The sequence below is a fragment of the Ralstonia sp. VS2407 genome (genome assembly GCF_052950655.1).
Map to the genome: position 1 here is coordinate 1 of NZ_JBRFVG010000018.1, position 17,636 is coordinate 17,636.

The following is a 17,636-nucleotide window of genomic DNA, read 5'->3' on the forward strand; positions in this document are numbered from 1 at the left end:
CGCCCGCCCCTTCCAGCTTGAGCGGGATGAGCACTTCGAAGCCGGGGCGCGATACGTCGTTGGTGACGTGTGGGCGATTTTCCAGCAGCACCGTGTGCGCCACGTCGAACGTTCCGCGCAGCAGCACCGGTCGGTACATCACTGAATCTGCCGTCACAGGCTGAGCGGTGATGCGCTGCGCGGGCGCATTTTCCAGCGCCACGATACGGGCCTGCCGCTCAATGCGCTCGTGCGCACGCGAAAGCTGCCAACGGCCGAGCGAGCACGTGAGCGCGATCAACGCCGCACCCGCCAGCATCGGCACAGGCGCAAACCAACGCCGCATCGGCACGCGCACGGTCATTGCGTAGCCTCGGTGAGATAATGCTTGGCAGCCATTTCCAACCCCTCATCGCCCAACCCGTAACCCTCCATGCGCATCGTCGTTGCCATTGCGTTTCTGCTGATCCTCGGCAGCCTTGCCTCCGCACTGTTCTTCCTGATGCGCGATAAGGGCCACAGCAACCGCACCGTTCGCTCCTTGATGTTCCGCGTCGGTTTCTCGATCGCGCTATTCATCTTCATCCTGGTCGCGAACCGGCTGGGGTGGATTCACAGCACCGGCATCCGCTTCGGCCAATAGCCGCGAGCAAATCGCTCACGCCAGAAAAACGAAAACGCCGCAGCGGTGTCCCGTCTGCGGCATTGTCTTCGCCTGTCGTGGGCAGGGTTACACGGCGGCGCAGCGCCACCCCAATCCCATACTGCCTTACAGCCAGTACACCACCACGTACAGACCCAGCCACACCACGTCCACAAAGTGCCAGTACCACGCGGCACCTTCGAACGCGAAGTGATGCTCTGGCGTGAAGTGCCCCTTGATTACACGGCCCAGCACCACCGACAGCATGATCGCACCCATCGTCACGTGGAAGCCGTGAAAGCCCGTCAGCAAGAAGAACGTCGAACCATAGATGCCCGAGGTCAGCTTCAGGTTCAGTTCGTGATAGGCGTGGATGTACTCGAACGCCTGGAAGCCCATGAACGTGAAGCCCAGAAGGATCGTCAGCAGCAGGCCCTGGATGACCTGGGCGCGCTTGCCTTCACGCAACGCATGGTGCGCCCACGTGAGCGTCACGCCGGAAGTCAGCAGCAGCGCCGTGTTGATGGTCGGAATCGGCCACGGACCCATCGTCGTGAACGGCGTAACCGTGCCGGCCGGGCCAGCGTTCGGCCACAGCGCGTTGAAGTCAGGCCACAGCAGCTTGTTGTTCAGATCGCCGAGCCACGGCATGGCAATCGTGCGGGCATAGAACAGCGCGCCGAAGAACGCCGCGAAGAACATCACTTCCGAGAAGATGAACCAGCTCATCGACCAGCGGAACGAGGCATCCACGCGGTCGCCGTACTTGCCGGTCTCGGATTCGGAGATGGCGTCTGCAAACCACGCACGCAGCACAAAGAGGAACCACAGCAGGCCGATCAGGAACGTCCACGGGGCCCAGGGCTGAGCATTCACCCACGCAGCGGAGCTCAACAGCACGATCAGCAGGCCGAGGCTTGCCGTAATCGGATGCCGCGACGGCCCGGGCACGAAGTAGTACGGAGCGTTTGCTCGATTCGCACTCATCTCTTTTTCTCCAGCTCTATTTTTTTAGGAATCCACTTGATGTTGCCCAGCCCATGCTGCGAGGGCCGTCTCCTCAACCTTCTCAATCCTCAACCGACAACTGCCCGCACGATCAACAGCAGCACAACGATAAACATGACCGCCGCCAGAATGCCCGCGATGACCACGTGCACGGGATTCAACTGCTCCATGTCGCGGTCATGATCGCGGCCCTTGCGCACACCGAAGAAGGACCAGAACACCGCCTTCATCGTCTGTGCGAATGACGCGCGTCGCTTGGTCGCTTCCTTCAGTTCGTCCATGTCCTCACGTTCCCTTGTTCGGCATCGCCGGCGCAATGGCCGACGGCGCGTGGATTTCAAAGAAAGTGTAGGACAAGGTGATCGTCTTCACGTCCTTGGGAAGATCCGGATCAATCACAAACACCACCGGCATCTCGCGTGACTCGTTGGCCTTCAGCGTCTGCTGCTTGAAACAAAAACACTCGATCTTCTTGAAGAACTCGGTTGCCTGCTTGGGCGCGTAACTCGGGATGGCCTGCGCCTCGACCGTGCGCCCCTCCTTGTTCACCACCTCGTAGACGATCTGGTTGATCTCGCCGGGGTGCACATCCATGCTGTTCTTGACGGGGCGGAAGCGGAACGGCCCTTGGCTGTTCGAATCGAATTCCACCGTGATCGTGCGCGTCTTGTCGATCTGCGAGTTGCGCAGCGCGCCGCCATCTTCATCACGTGTGTTCAACACGTTGATGTTCGTAAGCTCGCAGATCTTCTTGTACAGCGGCACCATCGCGTAACCGAAGCCGAACATGATCACGACCACAACGGCCAGCTTGCCGAGCATGGACCTGTTCAGGCCGCGCTCGAGGGCTTTGTCGTTTTGGGTCGGGTCCGGCTGCGCCGGTGTCTGGCTCATAGGGGTCTCGCGAAATCTCGGTTCGGCGATCGGCGCGTCGCCTGTCGGGCTAGCCGAACACCACGCGCTTGAAAATCACACCCAGAAAGAAAACCAACGCGATCGTGCCGAGGATGAGCCCCAGGCGACGATTGGCTGCGCGTTGCTCGGGTGTTGGGCTTTTTTCTGGATTCGACATCGTTGTCCGGAGGATCGCGGGGCCGGCACCAGTATTGGCAAGCTGCCCCGCGACACCTGCATTACTTCACGTGCGGCGGTTCTTCAAAGGTGTGGAACGGCGCCGGCGACGGCACGGTCCACTCCAGGCCTTCCGCGCCATCCCACGGCTTGTCGGCAGCCTTCTCGCCACCGCGGTACGACGGCAGCACCACGAAGAAGAAGAAATACACCTGCATCAGGCCGAAGCCCAGGGCTCCGATCGACGCCACGGCGTTGAAGTCGGCGAACTGCTGCGGGTAGTCAGCATAGCGGCGCGGCATGCCAGCCAAGCCCAGGAAGTGCATCGGGAAGAACGTGAGGTTGAAGGTGATCATCGAACCCCAGAAGTGGATCTTGCCGCGCGTCTCGCTGTACATGTAGCCCGACCACTTCGGACCCCAGTAGTAGAAGCCTGCGAACAGTGCGAACAGCGAACCGGCCACCAGCACGTAGTGGAAGTGCGCCACCACGTAATACGTGTCCTGCAGCTGGATATCGATCGGGGCCACGGCCAGGATCAGCCCCGTGAAGCCGCCCACCGTAAACACGAAGATGAAGCCGATTGCGAACAGCATGGGCGTCTCGAACGTCATCGAGCCGCGCCACATCGTCGCCACCCAGTTGAAGATCTTCACGCCGGTCGGCACCGCAATCAGCATCGTCGCGTACATGAAGAACAGCTGGCCGGTCACGGGCATGCCGGTCGTAAACATGTGGTGGGCCCACACGATGAACGACAGAATGGCGATGGAAGCCGTGGCATACACCATCGAGCTGTAGCCGAACAGCGGCTTGCGCGCGAAGGCCGGCACGATCTGGCTGATGATGCCGAACGCCGGCAAGATCATGATGTACACCTCGGGGTGCCCGAAGAACCAGAAGATGTGCTGGTACATCACCGGGTCACCGCCGCCGGCAGCCGAGAAGAAGCTGGTGCCGAAGTGGCGGTCGGTCAGCACCATGGTGATTGCCCCCGCCAGCACCGGCATCACAGCAATCAGCAGGTACGCCGTGATCAGCCACGTCCAGCAGAACATCGGCATCTTCATCAGCGTCATGCCGGGAGCACGCATGTTCAGGATGGTCACGATGATGTTGATCGCGCCCATGATCGACGATGCGCCCATGATGTGGATCGCGAAAATCGCCATGTCCATACCCGGGCCCATTTGCACCGACAGCGGTGCATAGAGGGTCCAGCCGGCAGCGGTGGCGCCACCCGGTGCGAAGAACGAGCCCACCAGCAGCATTGCCGCAGGCGGCAGCAGCCAGAAGCTGAAGTTGTTCATCCGCGCAAACGCCATGTCGGACGCGCCAACCTGCAACGGGATCATCCAGTTCGCAAAGCCCACGAAGGCCGGCATGATCGCGCCGAACACCATGATCAAGCCGTGCAGCGTGGTGAACTGGTTGAACAGCTCCGGGTGGAAGAACTGCAGGCCGGGCTGGAACAGCTCAAGGCGGATCAGCAAGGCCAGCGTGCCGCCCGAGAGCAGCATCATGAAGGAGAACAGCAGGTACAGCGTACCGATGTCCTTGTGGTTGGTCGCAAACAGCCAACGGCGCCAGCCATGCGGATGGTCGTGCGCGTGGTCGTCTCCATGACCGTGCGCGTGATCTTGCGGGTGCGTAACAGCGGTGCTCATCGAGGAACTCCTAGGGTTCGGTTCGTCACGCAGACGATCAATCAGCCAGCGTTGCGGTCTTCAGCCGCGTTCGCTTGTTGGGACGCCACCTTGCCGGCGGATTCAGTTGCGGCGGTCTTGGCGCCACCGCCTTCGGGCATCTTGCCGCCGCGCGCGTCCTTCACTTGCGTCGGCTGCAGCAGGTCACCCGTGTGATTGCCCCAGTTGTTGCGCTCGTAGGTGATGACGGAGGCAATTTCCACATCGTTGAGTGCCGAAGCCCAGGGCGGCATCGCATTCTTGCCATGCAGGACGATATTCACGTGGTCAGCCAGCGGACCATTCGCGATCTTCGAACCATCGAGCGCCGGGAACGGACCGCCGCCCTTGCCGTTGGGCTGGTGACAGACCGCGCAGTTGGCGGTGTAGACCTTCTCGCCGCGCGACTTCAGCTCTTCCAGCGTGTAGGTCTTGGTCGGGTCATCGGCCTTGGCGGCCATTTCCTTCTTCTTGCCGTCGACCCACTTGGTGTAGTCGTCCTGCGAAAGCACGCGCACCACGATCGGCATGAAGGCATGTTCCTTGCCGCACAGTTCAGCGCACTGGCCGCGATACACGCCGACCTTCTCAGCCTTGAACCATGTGTCGCGCACGAAGCCCGGGATCGCGTCCTGCTTGACGCCAAACGCCGGGATCATCCACGAGTGGATCACGTCGTTGGCGGTGGTGACGATGCGCACCTTGCGATTGACCGGCACGACTAGTTCGTTGTCGACCTCGATCAGGTATGTGTTCGACTTGGGCGCCTGGTTGTTGATCTGGTCACGCGGGGTGGTGAGCGTGGAGAGGAACGAAATGCCCTCGCCTTCGCCCTTCAGGTAGTCGTAACCCCACTTCCACTGGTAGCCCGTAGCCTTGATGGTGAGGTCGGAATTGGTGGTGTCCTTCATTGCAACCACGGCCTTGGTGGCCGGCAGCGCCATCCCGATCACGATAAGGAACGGCACGATGGTCCAGATGATTTCAACCGTGGTGCTTTCGTGGAACGTCGCCGGCTTGTGGCCCACCGACTTACGGTGCTTGAAAATGGAGTAGAACATCACCCCGAATACACCGATGAAGATCACGATACAGATGATCAGCATCATCCAGTGCAGCCAATGGATCTCGGCAGCGATCTTGGTGACCGGAGGCGCGAGATTGAGTTGCCGCACTGCGGGGCCGCCCGGCATGTCTTCCAGTGCCAGGGCCGTTTGACTGAGGGCGAGGAGGGAGCCTGCCGCCAGCAAACTTGCCAATGTCTTATTCAACATTTTCATTTTTTATCTACCCAATTGACAGATTCCACTCTGCCCCGGTGCGCGGCTCATGAGACCTGGGTTGGTTGCCCGTGTCCCAACACCGGGAAAGCTCGTCCGCAAGCTTGCGCCGCCTGACGCTCACCTGCTAGATCACGGGCCGGCCATCTCCAGCTTGACTTGCCCATAATCGGAGGCGTGGCGGGCATAGTACAGCAATGCCCATCCGAGAATCGCGACCTCCAGCCCCGCATCAGGCGACACCAGTCACGCGCGTTGCCAGACAAAAAACCAAGCGATTACGAACGGGGGGAATGACGACCAAGGGGATGAACCAGCCGATCTGGCAGGTCGAAAGCGAGCAGTTTCGCTTCATGAGCCAGTTCTTGCGCGGCGATTCCGAGATGGTGGAGGCGCCGCATGCTGGGTGGAGCGCGGTTTCAATGTCGTGCATTGAACCACTCCTGCCTCGGATGCATACCCGAACGGTTCGCCCGTGGCAAAAAACGGGATAGGCCTTTGGGGGACTGCTGCGACAAACTGGCGCATTATATGGCCGCGATTGACCCCAAACAAGGTAAAGCGCCTTTATGCAAGTCCCGGCTTGACAACGTGCGGTCAATGCCGTTTCCGCATTGAAACCGTTTCAGGCGCGCGGTTTGCGGCGGATCAGATCGATTGGAATCATCGCCCTGCCCTGCTCGTCCAACGCCTGCCGCTGGGTCGGCGCAAGCTTCCAAGCGTGGCCGTAAACGATTTCGAAGGTGAGCGGAATCAGCCCATCGGGATTGCGTTGCGCATCGAGCGCGTCGAATAGCCGCTGGCGCCAGCGCGGCGTGTGCAGACCGGCGCCAGCCAGGCCGCGGCCCGCTTCGTTGGTCAAGCCGGCCATGCCGCCAAGCAAGTGCACGTCGGCCAGCAGCGCCTGCGGCGTTTCGTAGGTAATCGTCAGCTGCTCCATGTCCATGACGGGCGTGGACCAGCGGCTATGCACCAGCATGTCGCCAATGTCGTGCATATCGACAAAGCGCAGCGTGTGGACGCCCGCGTCGATACCAGCCAGGGCGCTGCGCAGCTCGCGTAAGGTATCGGGACCGAACAGGCTGAACATCAGCAGGCCGCCTTCCGTGGTGACGCGGTGCCATTCCGGAAAGATCGCGTGCGGCGCCGGATCCCAGTGCAGCGCCAGGTTCGACCACAGCAGGTCAAACGACGCCCCGGCAAACGGCAGCGCGCGGAAGTCCGCCTGGGCAAAGTCAAAGACTGGCCGCTTCTTCAGCAGCCGGCCGAGCCACCCGGCATCGTTGCGCTGCGGGTCGAGTTTCTGCGCCTGCGCCAGCATCGCGGAAGACCAGTCGACCCCGCAGATTTGTGCGTCTGGATATTGCGCACGCAGTACCGCCAAGCCTTGCCCCAGGCCGCAGCCCAAATCCAGCGCACGCGCGGGCGTGGCCTTGATATAGGACAGCCGGTCCTGCATGCGACTGCCCACTTCACGCAGCAGGAAATCCACGTCGGCAAAACGCGCGGCGCGGCGATCGAAGGCGCGCCGCAAAGCGGCTGGACGGGACAGAGCGGGATCAGACATCGGCAAGACGGGGCGGGATACTGCGGTCACCAAGTATACCGGCCCGCAGTTTGAGGCGCCGTCCGATAGCGCTGTGGCCGCAAATCGGCTTGGATAGCGGCTTTTTTTATGCATAAACACGCGTTATCGGCATGGTTTCGCACCGGCCTGCGTCATCTGTTGCCGTGCGCCTGCGCGCTTTGCGGCGCGGTTCAGGGTGGCCTGGTGTGCAGCGGCTGCATAGGCGATCTGGCACCGCAGTTGCACAGGCGGCGCTGCATCCAATGTGCCATTGCGCTGGAGTCGCGGCACACCGCTCGACATTGCCACGCCTGTTTGGCCGGCGCGCCCGACTTTGACGCAACTGTCGTCATTGCAGACTACGACTGGCCGCTTGACCACCTCGTCACCGGTTTGAAGTTTCGCGCGCAGTTGCCGCTGGCGGCTTGGCTGGCCGGCCAATTGGGCAACGCACTCGCCGCTGCGCCGGGCGACTTGCCGGACGTACTGCTGCCGGTGCCGCTCTCGCCTGCACGCCTGCACTCGCGCGGCTACAACCAGGCGTGGGAGATTGCCCGCAGGCTGGCGCACCAATTGAACATTCCTGCCCACGCCAACGCCCTGTACCGTGTGCGCGACAACCCCGCACAGGCCTCGCTGGACCGTGCCGAGCGGCTGACAAACCTGCTCGGTGCATTCGTTGTCGCCGAACCAGCGCGCATCGTGGGGCACCACATCGGCGTCGTTGATGATGTGATGACCACCGGCACGACCCTGGGCGAGATCGCCACGCAACTCAAACGTGCCGGCGCCAGCCGCGTCACCAACGTTGTCGCCTTGCGCACGCCCTGATTACGTGCTTATGCGACATTGTGTCGCGCCAGCTGTGCCAAGCTGTGGCGAGGTGACAACCCTTCCCAATGTGGATAAGCTCGCCGCCGAAATGCCTCCTGCCGCCCCATCATGTTCAACGTCGTCCTTGTCGAGCCCGAAATCCCGCCCAATACCGGCAATGTGATCCGCCTGTGCGCCAACACGGGCGCGCAGCTGCATCTGATTGAACCGCTGGGTTTTCCGCTCGAAGATGCCCGCATGCGCCGCGCGGGGCTGGACTATCACGAGTACGCGACGATGCGCGTGCACGCTGATTGGGACGCCTTTCTGCGCGATGCGCAGCCCGATCCCACGCGCATGTTCGCGCTCACCACGCGCGGCTCAACGCCGTTTGCCAGCATGGCGTTCCAGCCGGGTGACTGGTTTGTCTTCGGGTCGGAAACGCGCGGATTGTCGGAGGAGCGGCGCGAGTCGTTTCCCGCTTCCCAGCGGATTCGCCTGCCAATGCGGCCAGATAACCGCAGCCTGAACCTATCGAACACCGTGGCGGTGGTGGTGTTCGAGGCGTGGCGGCAAAACGGGTTCGCGGGCGGCGCCTGAGCGGGCGCCCCCTTATTGAAGTGTGATTAGCGTTCCGATTCAGATTTGGCGTCACGCTGGAGCAGGCGCTCGACAGCTTTCGCGGCGGAGAGCCCCTCGAACAGGACTTCACAGACGGTGAAGGTGATCGGCATGTCTACGCCTTTGGCGCGTGCCAGGGCGGCCACGGCCCGTGCACAGCGCACGCCTTCCGCAACGTGACCGAGGCTGTGGAGGATGTCGTCTAAGGAGCGGCCCTGCGCGAGCTGCATCCCGACCGTGCGGTTGCGTGACAGATCACCGGTGGCGGTCAGCAGCAGATCGCCCATGCCGGTCAGCCCCATGAATGTTTCCAGCCGACCGCCGAGCGCCAGGCCAAGGCGCGTCATTTCGGCCAGCCCGCGGGTCACCAGTGCAGCGCGCGCGTTCAGCCCCAGGCCCAGGCCATCCGCGGCGCCTGTCGCAATGGCCAGGACGTTCTTGACCGCACCACCCACTTCCACGCCGACGAGGTCATCGCTCGCGTACACGCGCATCGCGTGATGGTGAAAGCCGCGCTGCGTGAGCTTGCACAGCACCCCGCTGGTCGAGGCGACGGTCATGGCGCATGGCAAACCCTGCGCGACTTCCTTGGCGAAGCTCGGCCCTGACAGCACACCGACAACGAGGTCGGTACGGCCCGATGCCTTCAACACATCAGCGACGATGGCGTGCGGCAGTGCGCTGGTCTCGGGGTCGAAACCCTTGCACAGCCAGATCACGTTGCGTACACGGCCGTGCGCTGCAATCGTGCGGGTCAGGTCGGCGAGCCCGGCAACAGGTGACGCGATGACGGCGAGTCCGTCGTCGCCCGCCGCATGATCGAGTGCAGCTTGCAAATCAGCAGAAAAACGCAACGACGCCTGCAGCTTCATGCCCGGCAAATACGGGGCATTGATGTGCGTGGCGGCCATCTGCGCGACGAGGTTCGCGTCACGCCCCCACAGCACGACGTCGTGGGATTGCGCGGCGTGGCTGGCCAAGGCAGTGCCCCAGGCACCGGCACCCAAAACGGAAATTCGCATGCGCGTGTTCAACATCGGTCAGGCAAAGGTCGAGCAAAAAAAAGCCCGCGCAAGCGTGCGGCTAGCGCGGGCCTTTGGCGCAGTGCGCCTCGCACTTAGTGGGTGGCCTGCGAGCCGTCCGGCATCACCAGACCGGCGCCGCCGGCTTGGCCTTGCTGCTCCATGGCAGCGGCGAGGCGTTGTTCGTACAGCGCCTGGAAGTTGATCTCGGCCAGGTGGATCGGCTGGAAGCCGGCGCGACCGATGGTGTCGGCAATGTTCGAGCGCAGGTACGGGTACACGATGGTCGGGCAGGCGATGCCCAGCAGCGGGTCCATCTGTTCGGCCGGCACGTTGCGGATATCGAAGATGCCCGCTTGCTTGGCTTCCACCAGGAACGCAACCTTCTCTTGCACCTTGGTCGTCACCGTACCGATGACGGTCACTTCGAACACGCCTTCAGCCAGCTGCGAAGCGGCGACGTCGACCTGCACTTCCACAGACGGCTGTTCCTGCTCGAGGAAGATGTGCGGCGAGTTCGGTTGTTCCAGCGACAGGTCCTTCAGATAGACGCGCTGGATGTTGAAGAACGGCTGGCCATCCTGGCCCGGTTGCTGCTGTTGCTGGTCGCTCATGACTCGCCTTCAAATGGAATGTGGTCAGTGCTTGGCGGAAGCGTCCGCCGCGCAAGACGCGTATGGTACATGACCAAATGGAGCCCGCTATGAGAGCCGGCCTAAAACTACAACGCCCGGTCAAAGCCGGGCGTTTTTGTGTGGTGTGCAGCTCGCCAGATCGGGGGCGCCGAATCAGGCAACCAGCAACGGAACCAAGCCACCTTCGCGGTCCAGCGCAGACAGATCATCGAAGCCGCCGATGTGGCGCTCGTCGATATAAATCTGCGGAACCGTGCGGCGGTTCGTGCGCGTCATCATCTCCTCGCGCTTGCCGGGCTCGCGATCGATGAGAATCTTTTCAATCTGCTCGACACCACGCTGTTTCAGGAGTCGTTCCGCTGCCACGCAATAGGGGCAGACGGTGGTGCTGTACATGACCACGTGCGCCATAACTTCAACCTCGTATCTTTATTTCACAACCGGAAGGCCCGCTTGCTGCCAAGCGGCCAATCCGCCCTCGAGCGAATACACCTCACTGTAACCGGCTTGCTTCAGGACTGCTTGCGCCCGGCCAGCACGCTGGCCGGTCTGGCATACGAGGATGATGGGGGTCTCTTTGTTCTTTGCAAGCCCGGAAGCCTTGCCTTCAAGCTCCCCGAGCGGCGCGTGCTTGGCTTGCGGCAAATGGCCGGCTGCGTACTCACCGCTTTCGCGCACATCCACCACCACTGCATTGCGGCGGTTGATGAGCTGGGTGGCCACCGGAGCACTCACCTTGGCGCCGCCACCGCCCGCGATACGGCGCTGGATGGGCGCCCAGAGCAGCAGCAGACCCGAAACGATGGCGACGGCAAGCAGTGCGAGGTTGTTGTAATCGGCGAAGAACTTCACGGTATCGGTTTCCTGGGATGGGTCGGGGCAAGTCTAGTGGGCAAACATCAGCCGAACGATTCGGGAGCCCAATGCTCGCGGCATTATAAAATAGTCGGTTTCGGCGGCTGCACGATGACGTACGATACGTCGCCGCAGGTAGCCACACGCAGGTTTTCTCACTTCTCATCATGGCAGTCATGCACAAGCTCGTCCTCATCCGCCACGGCGAATCGACGTGGAATCTGGAGAACCGCTTCACCGGCTGGGTCGACGTCGACCTGACCGACACAGGCATCGCCCAGGCCCGCCAAGGCGGCAAACTGCTGCGTGAAGCCGGCTTCACGTTCGACCTGGCCTACACCTCGGTGCTCAAGCGCGCGATCCGCACGCTGTGGCACGTGCAGGATGAAATGGATCTGATGTGGATCCCGACCCGTAATGAATGGCGCCTGAACGAGCGCCACTACGGCGCGCTGTCGGGCCTGAACAAGGCCGAAACTGCCGCGCAATATGGCGACGAGCAGGTCCTGATCTGGCGCCGCAGCTACGATACGCCGCCGCCCGCCCTCGAGCCCGGCGCCACGAACGACGTCTTCGGCAATCCGCGCTACGCGGGCCTGACGCGCGAACAGGTGCCCCTGACCGAATGCCTCAAGGACACCGTCGCCCGCGTGCTGCCGCTGTGGGACGAGTCGATTGCCCCCGCCATCAAGAGCGGCAAGCGCGTGGTGATCGCCGCGCACGGCAACAGCATCCGCGCGCTGGTGAAGTACCTGGACGGCATTTCCGACGCAGACATCGTCGGTCTCAATATCCCCAACGGCACGCCGCTTGTGTATGAGCTGGACGCCAACCTCAAGCCGATCCGCCATTACTACCTGGGCGACCAGGAAGCGATTGCCGCATCGCTTGCCGCAGTGGCCAGCCAGGGCAAGTCGAAATAATCCGTAACGGACGCTACGGCACTCCAACGCCTTTATACTGTCGAAGCCTGTAGCCCGGGATGTGCGCGAGCCGTCCCGGGCCATGTTTATCTACTGTTCCCACGTCCACGCTCGACACATGCGAACTTCGCTCAAGAACATCAGCTTGATCGCCATCGGCCTCGTCACCGGGGTGCTGGCAACGCTCCAGCTCTCCGCCACTGCGCAAAACGCGACGGTCGGGCCGCTTCCGCTGGAGAAACTCAGGCTCATGGCGGACATTTTCGGCCAGATCAAGCGCGAGTATGTCGAGCCCGTGGACGACGACAAGCTGCTGACCGAAGCGATCAAGGGCATGGTCGCCAGCCTCGACCCACATTCGGCCTATCTGGATAAGAAGGACTTCCAGGAGCTGCAGGAAGGGACTCAGGGCCGCTTCGCCGGGCTGGGTATCGAGATCTCGCAGGAAGAAGGCCTGGTCAAGGTCATCAACCCGATTGAAGACACCCCCGCCTTCCGCGCTGGCGTGCAGCCGGGTGACCTGATTACCCGCATCGACGACAAGCCCGTGCGCGGCATGCCGCTGGAGCAAGCCGTCAAGCGCATGCGCGGCGCGCCGGGCACCAAGGTCACGCTCACGATTTACCGCAAGAAGGAAGAGCGCACGTTCCCGCTGACCATCACCCGCGCCGAGATCCAGGTGCAGTCGGTCAAGGCCAAGATGCTGGACAACGGCATCGCTTGGGTGCGCATCACCAGCTTCCAGGAACGCACCGTGCCGGACCTGGCCAAGAAGCTCAACGACTTGGCCAAACAAGACGCCCACCTCAAGGGCCTGATCCTGGATCTGCGCAACAACGGCGGCGGCGTGCTGCAGGCTGCAGTTGGCGTGTCGGCTGCCTTCCTGCCGCCGGACGTGACGGTGGTGTCGACCAACGGCCAGGTGCCGGATGCCAAGCGTACGTACAAGGCGACTTTCGCCAACTACCGCCTGAGCAACTTTGATTCCGATCCGCTGGTCGGTTTGGACCCCGAGTTCAAGACGGTGCCGATCATCGTGCTGACCAACGCGTACACGGCCTCGGCCTCCGAAATCGTGGCCGGCGCGCTGCAGGATCATCACCGCGCCAAGACGATGGGCAAGACGACGTTCGGCAAAGGCTCGGTGCAGACGGTGCGTCCGCTGTCGAACGACACCGGCATCAAGCTGACCATCGCGTACTACTACACGCCGTCGGGCAAGTCGATCCAGGCCAAGGGCATCCGTCCCGATATTCCGGTTGACCAGAACCCGGACGGCGACCCGGACGATGCGCTGATCACGCGCGAAATCGACACCGAACGCCACCTGCACAACAAGCAGGAATCGGAAGAAGCCGAGATGACCGAGCGCGAAAAGCGCCGCATCGAAGAACTGCGTCGACTGGAAGAGGAAAACGCCAAGAAGACGCCCGAGCAGCGCGAGAAGGAACGCAACAAGAAGCCGATCGAGTTTGGTTCAGCAGAAGACTTCATGCTGCAACAAGCGGTTGCCGACCTGAAGGGTCAGCCGGTCAAGCGTTCGAAGTCGGTGCTGGAAGCGGCGGCGGCGGCGGTGCCGGACAAGGCGGTGAAATCGACGGCGGCCAAGGAATCGAGCGCGCCGGCCAAGCTGCCCAAGGGCAAGGCGGCGCCGGCTTCCGAGCCGGCCGCACCGAAGCCGAATGTTCCCGCCAGCGGCGTGCAGCCCGCACCGGAGCCCACCGGCGCACGTTAAGACACCGGCCGGCAAACACTGGCAAACTTACGAGGCCGTGCACTGCACGGCCTTTTTCATTGCACCACCATGAACGACGATCAACTGCTGCGCTACTCGCGCCATATCCTGCTCGACGAAATCGGCATCGAAGGACAGACGCGCCTGCTTGAGAGCCACGCGCTCGTCATCGGTGCGGGCGGGCTGGGCGCTGCGGCCCTGCCCTATCTGGCGGCGGCAGGCGTGGGCACGCTCACCATCGTCGACGACGATACGGTGGACTTGACCAATCTGCAGCGGCAAATCATCCACACAACCGAATCGGTCGGGCAACCGAAGGTGGCATCCGCGCAGGCGGCCATCGCCCGGCTGAACCCGGACGTTCGCGTGAATGCCGTGCAGCGCCGGCTCGATGCGGATGCAATCGTTGCACGCCTAGATGGCGTGAGCGTGGTACTGGATTGCTCCGATAACTTCGGCACTCGCCAGGCCGCCAACCTGGCCTGCGTGCAGGCTGGCGTGCCGCTGGTATCGGGCGCCGCCATCCGCTTTGACGGACAGATCAGCGTATTCGACAGCCGTGCCGGCGGCCCCTGCTACGCCTGCCTGTTCCCGCCCGACGAGCCTGCACCCGAAGTAGCGTGTGCAACGATGGGCGTGTTCTCGCCGCTGGTGGGCATGGTCGGTACGGTACAGGCCGCGGAGGCACTCAAGCTGATCGCCGGTATCGGCCGTCCGCTTGCCGGTCGTCTGCTGATGCTCGACGGTCTATCGATGGAGTGGACGACGATGCGGATCGCCCGCCAGCCGTCATGCCCCGTCTGCGGTGGCACACACTGAGGCGGTGAACACGCACAACAAAAAAGGAGGCCGAGGCCTCCTTTTTTCTTGCGGCTGACAAGCCTTATTCGCCCTCGGGCTCCATCTGCGATTGCAGGTAGTTCTGAATACCAACCTTGTCGATCAGTTCGAGCTGCGTTTCCAGCCAGTCGATGTGCTCTTCGGTGTCATCCAGAATGTCGACCAGGATTTCGCGGCTGACGTAGTCCTTCACCGACTCGCAGTAAGCAATGCCCTCGACCACGGTGCCGTGTGCGGCCCGCTCCAGCTTCAGGTCGCACTCGATGATCTCTTTCGTGTCTTGGCCAATGAAGATCTTGCCGAGGTCCTGCAGGTTGGGCAGGCCGTCGAGCATCAGGATGCGCTCGATCAGGCGATCGGCATGCTTCATCTCGCCAATCGATTCCTTGTACTCGTGGTCCCCAATGCGCTTGAGCCCCCAGTGGCCGTACATGCGCGCGTGGAGGAAATACTGGTTGATGGCGGTCAGCTCGTTCTTGAGCTGGGCGTTCAGATATTGGATGACCTTCTTATCGCCTTTCATTCTTGGGGCTCCAGCAAAGTGCAACTGCGGTGATGAACGCGCGCACGCGTCCGTTCAAGGCGAGCCCTGTGCCTGACCAGCAAGCAACAAATGCCACCGAGGCTCAACGCCTGGGCGGCAATTCGCGGCGACAGAAAAAAGACTGGAAATCAGGCAGCCAATGCACCGGGCACGAGGGCCTGATCATTGGCAACGGGCTCGTCGCGACGTTCGATTATGGCATGCGTGCTTGCACGGCCCAAAATCTGATCGACAGGGACACAGCTCACCGCTTCGGCAAGCACCTGCTTGGCGCAGTCCCGGCATTGTCCGCAGCACGTACCCACGCCGAGCGTTTCAGCGAGTTCGTCCATCGTCGACACGCCGAGACGGGCGGCGCCATGGATTTCGCGGTCGGTCACTTGGTTGCAGATACAGACGTACACGGGGGTTCCTCCGCAGCGCTCAGAACGCGCTGTAAAACCAGAATAACAGAGAATCGAAATGAGAACAATTCTTGTTCGACCCCATTCTGCGCGGAGGGTCATGCAGGTGCAGGCAAGCCGTCTTTTGAGAGAAAGACGTGCAATTTCAATCACTTGCAGAGGACGGCGCCCCGTGAGCGCGATGCGCCGGCGCGACACTAGGTGCAGCCGGCGCTTGAGAGAACCGCGTGTCAGGCCCGCGCCAGCGCGCCCAGCGCCTCTTCGATTTCGGCGGGTTCGCAGGCGTGCAGCAGGCGGTCCGCCTCGCGCATCAGGCGGGGGCGGTCCGCGCGCAGGATCTGCTGCTTGACGCTCAGCAGTTGCGACGGATGCATCGAAAATTCGGTCAGGCCCATGCCCAGCAGCAGGCGCGTCATGGTGGCGTCGCCGGCCATCTCGCCACACACCGAAACCGGCTTGCCCGCCTGATGGGCCTCGCGAATGGTACGCGCGATCAATTGCAGCACCGCCGGATGCAGCGGGTCATACAGATGCGCAACCGCGTTGTCGGCACGGTCAATGGCGAGCGTGTACTGGATCAGGTCGTTCGTGCCGATCGAGAGGAAGTCCATGCGGCGCAAAAACACCGGCAGGATCAGCACGGCGGCCGGAATCTCGATCATGGCGCCGACTTTGATGCCCGGATCATAGGCCAGGCCGTCGGCGTCGAGCGAAGCCTTGGCGCGCGCCAGCAATTCCAGCGTCTGGTCGATCTCGCGAGCGTGCGCCAACATCGGCACAAGAATCTTGATGGGCCCGAACGCAGACGCCCGCAACAGCGCGCGCAACTGCGTCAGGAACATCGCCGGCTCCGACAGCGACCAGCGGATCGCACGCAAACCGAGCGCCGGATTGGGCGCGGTCTCGAACACGTCGTCGCGGATGTCCAGAGGCTTGTCGGCACCGATGTCGATGGTGCGGATCGTGACGGGCAGGCCCATCATCGATTCAACGGCAGTCCGGTACGCGCGGAACTGCTCTTCCTCGTCGGGCAGCGCGCCACGACGGTTCATAAAGAGGAACTCGGAGCGGAACAAGCCCACGCCCACGGCGCCCGCTTTGACGGCAGCGGCCGCATCCTCCGGCATTTCGATGTTCGCCTGCAGATCGATTTGCGTACCGTCGAGCGTGACGGTGGGCGTATGGCGCAAGCGTTCGAGACGCTTCTTCTGCAATTCGCCTTCGCTGCGGCGATGGCGGTATTCCTCAAGGATGGACGTGTTCGGATCGACGATGACGATGCCGTTGTCACCGTCGATGACGACGATGTCGTCCTGGCGAATCAGCGTGCTCGCGTTATGCACACCCACGGCCGCCGGAATATCGAGGCTGCGCGCCACGATGGCGGTGTGCGAGGTGCGGCCGCCGAGATCGGTCACGAAACCGGCGAAGGTCTGGCCGCGGAACTGCAACATGTCGGCCGGCGCAATATCGTGTGCGACGACGATCATGCCGGCATCCGGATCGCAGCCAACCGCCACTGGCGCGGGCGCCAGCGCGGGCGCGCCGGCCAGCACCTTCAGAATCCGTTCGACCACCTGCTCGATGTCGGCTTTGCGTTCGCGCAGGTATTCGTCCTCGATTTCACCGAACTGGCGGATCAGTTCTTCAAGTTGCGTTGTAAGCGCCCACTCTGCGTTGTAGCGTCGCTGGCGAATCAAGGTCTCGGGCACCTGCGAGAGCAACGCGTCATCCAGAATCATCGCGTGCACATCGAGGAAGGCGCCCATCTCTTCGGGCACATCGGTGGGCAGATCGCGCTTGAGCGCTGCCAATTCGGTGCGCACGGTGGCGCGGGCACTGCGCAAGCGCTCGACCTCGGCGTCGACCTTGTCTTCGTCGACCAGATAGTGCGACACATCAAGCGCCGCACGCGCCAGCATGTGGGCGCGGCCGATGGAGATGCCACGCGAGACCGGAATACCGTGCAGGGTAAAAGGCATAGACGCTGGCCAGAGCGACGTTGAAGTGG

The 17,636-nt window shown here is 62.5% G+C and carries 22 protein-coding genes; 6 read left to right on the forward strand and 16 right to left on the reverse strand.

Annotation, left to right across the window (positions count from 1 at the left end; genetic code table 11):
* Positions 1-343 (reverse strand): SURF1 family protein (locus ACU8YE_RS21875; RefSeq protein ID WP_446929603.1); only part of this gene is annotated, 343 nt, incomplete at its 3' end.
* A gap of 69 nt (positions 344-412) precedes the next feature.
* Between ACU8YE_RS21875 and ACU8YE_RS21880 the strand changes: the two genes are divergently transcribed.
* A complete protein-coding gene (locus ACU8YE_RS21880; RefSeq protein ID WP_024976747.1) occupies positions 413-622 on the forward strand; it encodes a twin transmembrane helix small protein in 210 nt (69 codons plus the stop codon).
* 126 nt (positions 623-748) lie between these two features.
* Here ACU8YE_RS21880 and ACU8YE_RS21885 read toward each other — a convergent pair whose 3' ends face one another.
* The 8 genes from ACU8YE_RS21885 to ACU8YE_RS21920 all read right to left on the reverse strand — a co-directional run bounded on the left by ACU8YE_RS21885 (position 749) and on the right by ACU8YE_RS21920 (position 7,233).
* Complete coding sequence (locus ACU8YE_RS21885) at positions 749-1,609, reverse strand: cytochrome c oxidase subunit 3 (protein WP_024976748.1); 861 nt, start codon at positions 1,607-1,609, stop codon at positions 749-751.
* An 89-nt stretch (positions 1,610-1,698) separates the two neighbouring features.
* Positions 1,699-1,911, reverse strand: a complete 213-nt coding sequence (locus ACU8YE_RS21890; protein WP_446929604.1) for a DUF2970 domain-containing protein — start codon at positions 1,909-1,911, stop codon at positions 1,699-1,701.
* Between the two features lie 4 nt (positions 1,912-1,915).
* Positions 1,916-2,524, reverse strand: a complete 609-nt coding sequence (locus ACU8YE_RS21895; protein WP_232041851.1) for a cytochrome c oxidase assembly protein — start codon at positions 2,522-2,524, stop codon at positions 1,916-1,918.
* A 49-nt stretch (positions 2,525-2,573) separates the two neighbouring features.
* Positions 2,574-2,702, reverse strand: a complete 129-nt coding sequence (locus ACU8YE_RS21900) for a cytochrome oxidase small assembly protein (protein ID WP_232041850.1) — start codon at positions 2,700-2,702, stop codon at positions 2,574-2,576.
* Between the two features lie 61 nt (positions 2,703-2,763).
* Positions 2,764-4,368: a cytochrome c oxidase subunit I gene (ctaD, locus tag ACU8YE_RS21905; protein WP_232041849.1), complete on the reverse strand. Its 1,605-nt coding sequence runs from the start codon at positions 4,366-4,368 to the stop codon at positions 2,764-2,766.
* Between the two features lie 41 nt (positions 4,369-4,409).
* Complete coding sequence (gene coxB / locus ACU8YE_RS21910) at positions 4,410-5,666, reverse strand: cytochrome c oxidase subunit II (RefSeq protein ID WP_260803987.1); 1,257 nt, start codon at positions 5,664-5,666, stop codon at positions 4,410-4,412.
* Between the two features lie 232 nt (positions 5,667-5,898).
* The gene (locus ACU8YE_RS21915; RefSeq protein ID WP_446929605.1) at positions 5,899-6,099 is read right to left on the reverse strand and encodes a hypothetical protein; all 201 of its coding nucleotides are present in this window, start codon (positions 6,097-6,099) and stop codon (positions 5,899-5,901) included.
* Between the two features lie 192 nt (positions 6,100-6,291).
* On the reverse strand, positions 6,292-7,233 hold the full coding sequence (locus ACU8YE_RS21920) for a methyltransferase domain-containing protein (protein WP_446929606.1): 942 nt from the start codon (positions 7,231-7,233) through the stop codon (positions 6,292-6,294).
* A 108-nt stretch (positions 7,234-7,341) separates the two neighbouring features.
* Here ACU8YE_RS21920 and ACU8YE_RS21925 point away from each other — a divergent pair, with 108 nt between their 5' ends.
* Positions 7,342-8,064, forward strand: coding sequence for a ComF family protein (locus ACU8YE_RS21925; protein WP_446929607.1), 723 nt, complete (start codon positions 7,342-7,344; stop codon positions 8,062-8,064).
* Between the two features lie 111 nt (positions 8,065-8,175).
* Positions 8,176-8,646, forward strand: a complete 471-nt coding sequence (trmL, locus tag ACU8YE_RS21930; RefSeq protein ID WP_440838632.1) for a tRNA (uridine(34)/cytosine(34)/5-carboxymethylaminomethyluridine(34)-2'-O)-methyltransferase TrmL — start codon at positions 8,176-8,178, stop codon at positions 8,644-8,646.
* A gap of 26 nt (positions 8,647-8,672) precedes the next feature.
* On the opposite strand, the gene ACU8YE_RS21935 is transcribed toward trmL, so the two are convergent.
* The 4 genes from ACU8YE_RS21935 to ACU8YE_RS21950 form a co-directional block, all read right to left on the reverse strand.
* Positions 8,673-9,689, reverse strand: a complete 1,017-nt coding sequence (locus ACU8YE_RS21935; RefSeq protein ID WP_260803991.1) for an NAD(P)H-dependent glycerol-3-phosphate dehydrogenase — start codon at positions 9,687-9,689, stop codon at positions 8,673-8,675.
* Between the two features lie 95 nt (positions 9,690-9,784).
* Positions 9,785-10,303, reverse strand: a complete 519-nt coding sequence (secB, locus tag ACU8YE_RS21940) for a protein-export chaperone SecB (protein WP_027678352.1) — start codon at positions 10,301-10,303, stop codon at positions 9,785-9,787.
* A gap of 174 nt (positions 10,304-10,477) precedes the next feature.
* A complete protein-coding gene (gene grxC / locus ACU8YE_RS21945; protein WP_414560126.1) occupies positions 10,478-10,735 on the reverse strand; it encodes a glutaredoxin 3 in 258 nt (85 codons plus the stop codon).
* 18 nt (positions 10,736-10,753) lie between these two features.
* Positions 10,754-11,176, reverse strand: a complete 423-nt coding sequence (locus ACU8YE_RS21950; protein ID WP_232041844.1) for a rhodanese-like domain-containing protein — start codon at positions 11,174-11,176, stop codon at positions 10,754-10,756.
* A 179-nt stretch (positions 11,177-11,355) separates the two neighbouring features.
* Here ACU8YE_RS21950 and gpmA point away from each other — a divergent pair, with 179 nt between their 5' ends.
* From gpmA to ACU8YE_RS21965, 3 genes are all read left to right on the forward strand, one after another.
* A complete protein-coding gene (gpmA, locus tag ACU8YE_RS21955; protein ID WP_232041843.1) occupies positions 11,356-12,102 on the forward strand; it encodes a 2,3-diphosphoglycerate-dependent phosphoglycerate mutase in 747 nt (248 codons plus the stop codon).
* A 118-nt stretch (positions 12,103-12,220) separates the two neighbouring features.
* Positions 12,221-13,837, forward strand: coding sequence for a S41 family peptidase (locus ACU8YE_RS21960; protein ID WP_446929608.1), 1,617 nt, complete (start codon positions 12,221-12,223; stop codon positions 13,835-13,837).
* Positions 13,838-13,906: 69 nt separating this feature from the next.
* Positions 13,907-14,656 carry a HesA/MoeB/ThiF family protein gene (locus tag ACU8YE_RS21965; RefSeq protein ID WP_260803993.1) on the forward strand — a complete coding sequence of 250 codons (750 nt, stop codon included), beginning with the start codon at positions 13,907-13,909 and terminating at the stop codon, positions 14,654-14,656.
* Between the two features lie 64 nt (positions 14,657-14,720).
* Here the strand turns inward: ACU8YE_RS21965 and bfr are convergent, their stop codons facing one another.
* The 3 genes from bfr to ptsP all read right to left on the reverse strand — a co-directional run bounded on the left by bfr (position 14,721) and on the right by ptsP (position 17,607).
* The gene (gene bfr / locus ACU8YE_RS21970) at positions 14,721-15,200 is read right to left on the reverse strand and encodes a bacterioferritin (RefSeq protein WP_004637092.1); all 480 of its coding nucleotides are present in this window, start codon (positions 15,198-15,200) and stop codon (positions 14,721-14,723) included.
* A gap of 149 nt (positions 15,201-15,349) precedes the next feature.
* Complete coding sequence (locus ACU8YE_RS21975) at positions 15,350-15,625, reverse strand: (2Fe-2S)-binding protein (RefSeq protein WP_024976763.1); 276 nt, start codon at positions 15,623-15,625, stop codon at positions 15,350-15,352.
* Between the two features lie 230 nt (positions 15,626-15,855).
* Positions 15,856-17,607: a phosphoenolpyruvate--protein phosphotransferase gene (gene ptsP / locus ACU8YE_RS21980; RefSeq protein WP_232041840.1), complete on the reverse strand. Its 1,752-nt coding sequence runs from the start codon at positions 17,605-17,607 to the stop codon at positions 15,856-15,858.
* Positions 17,608-17,636: the final 29 nt, after the last annotated feature.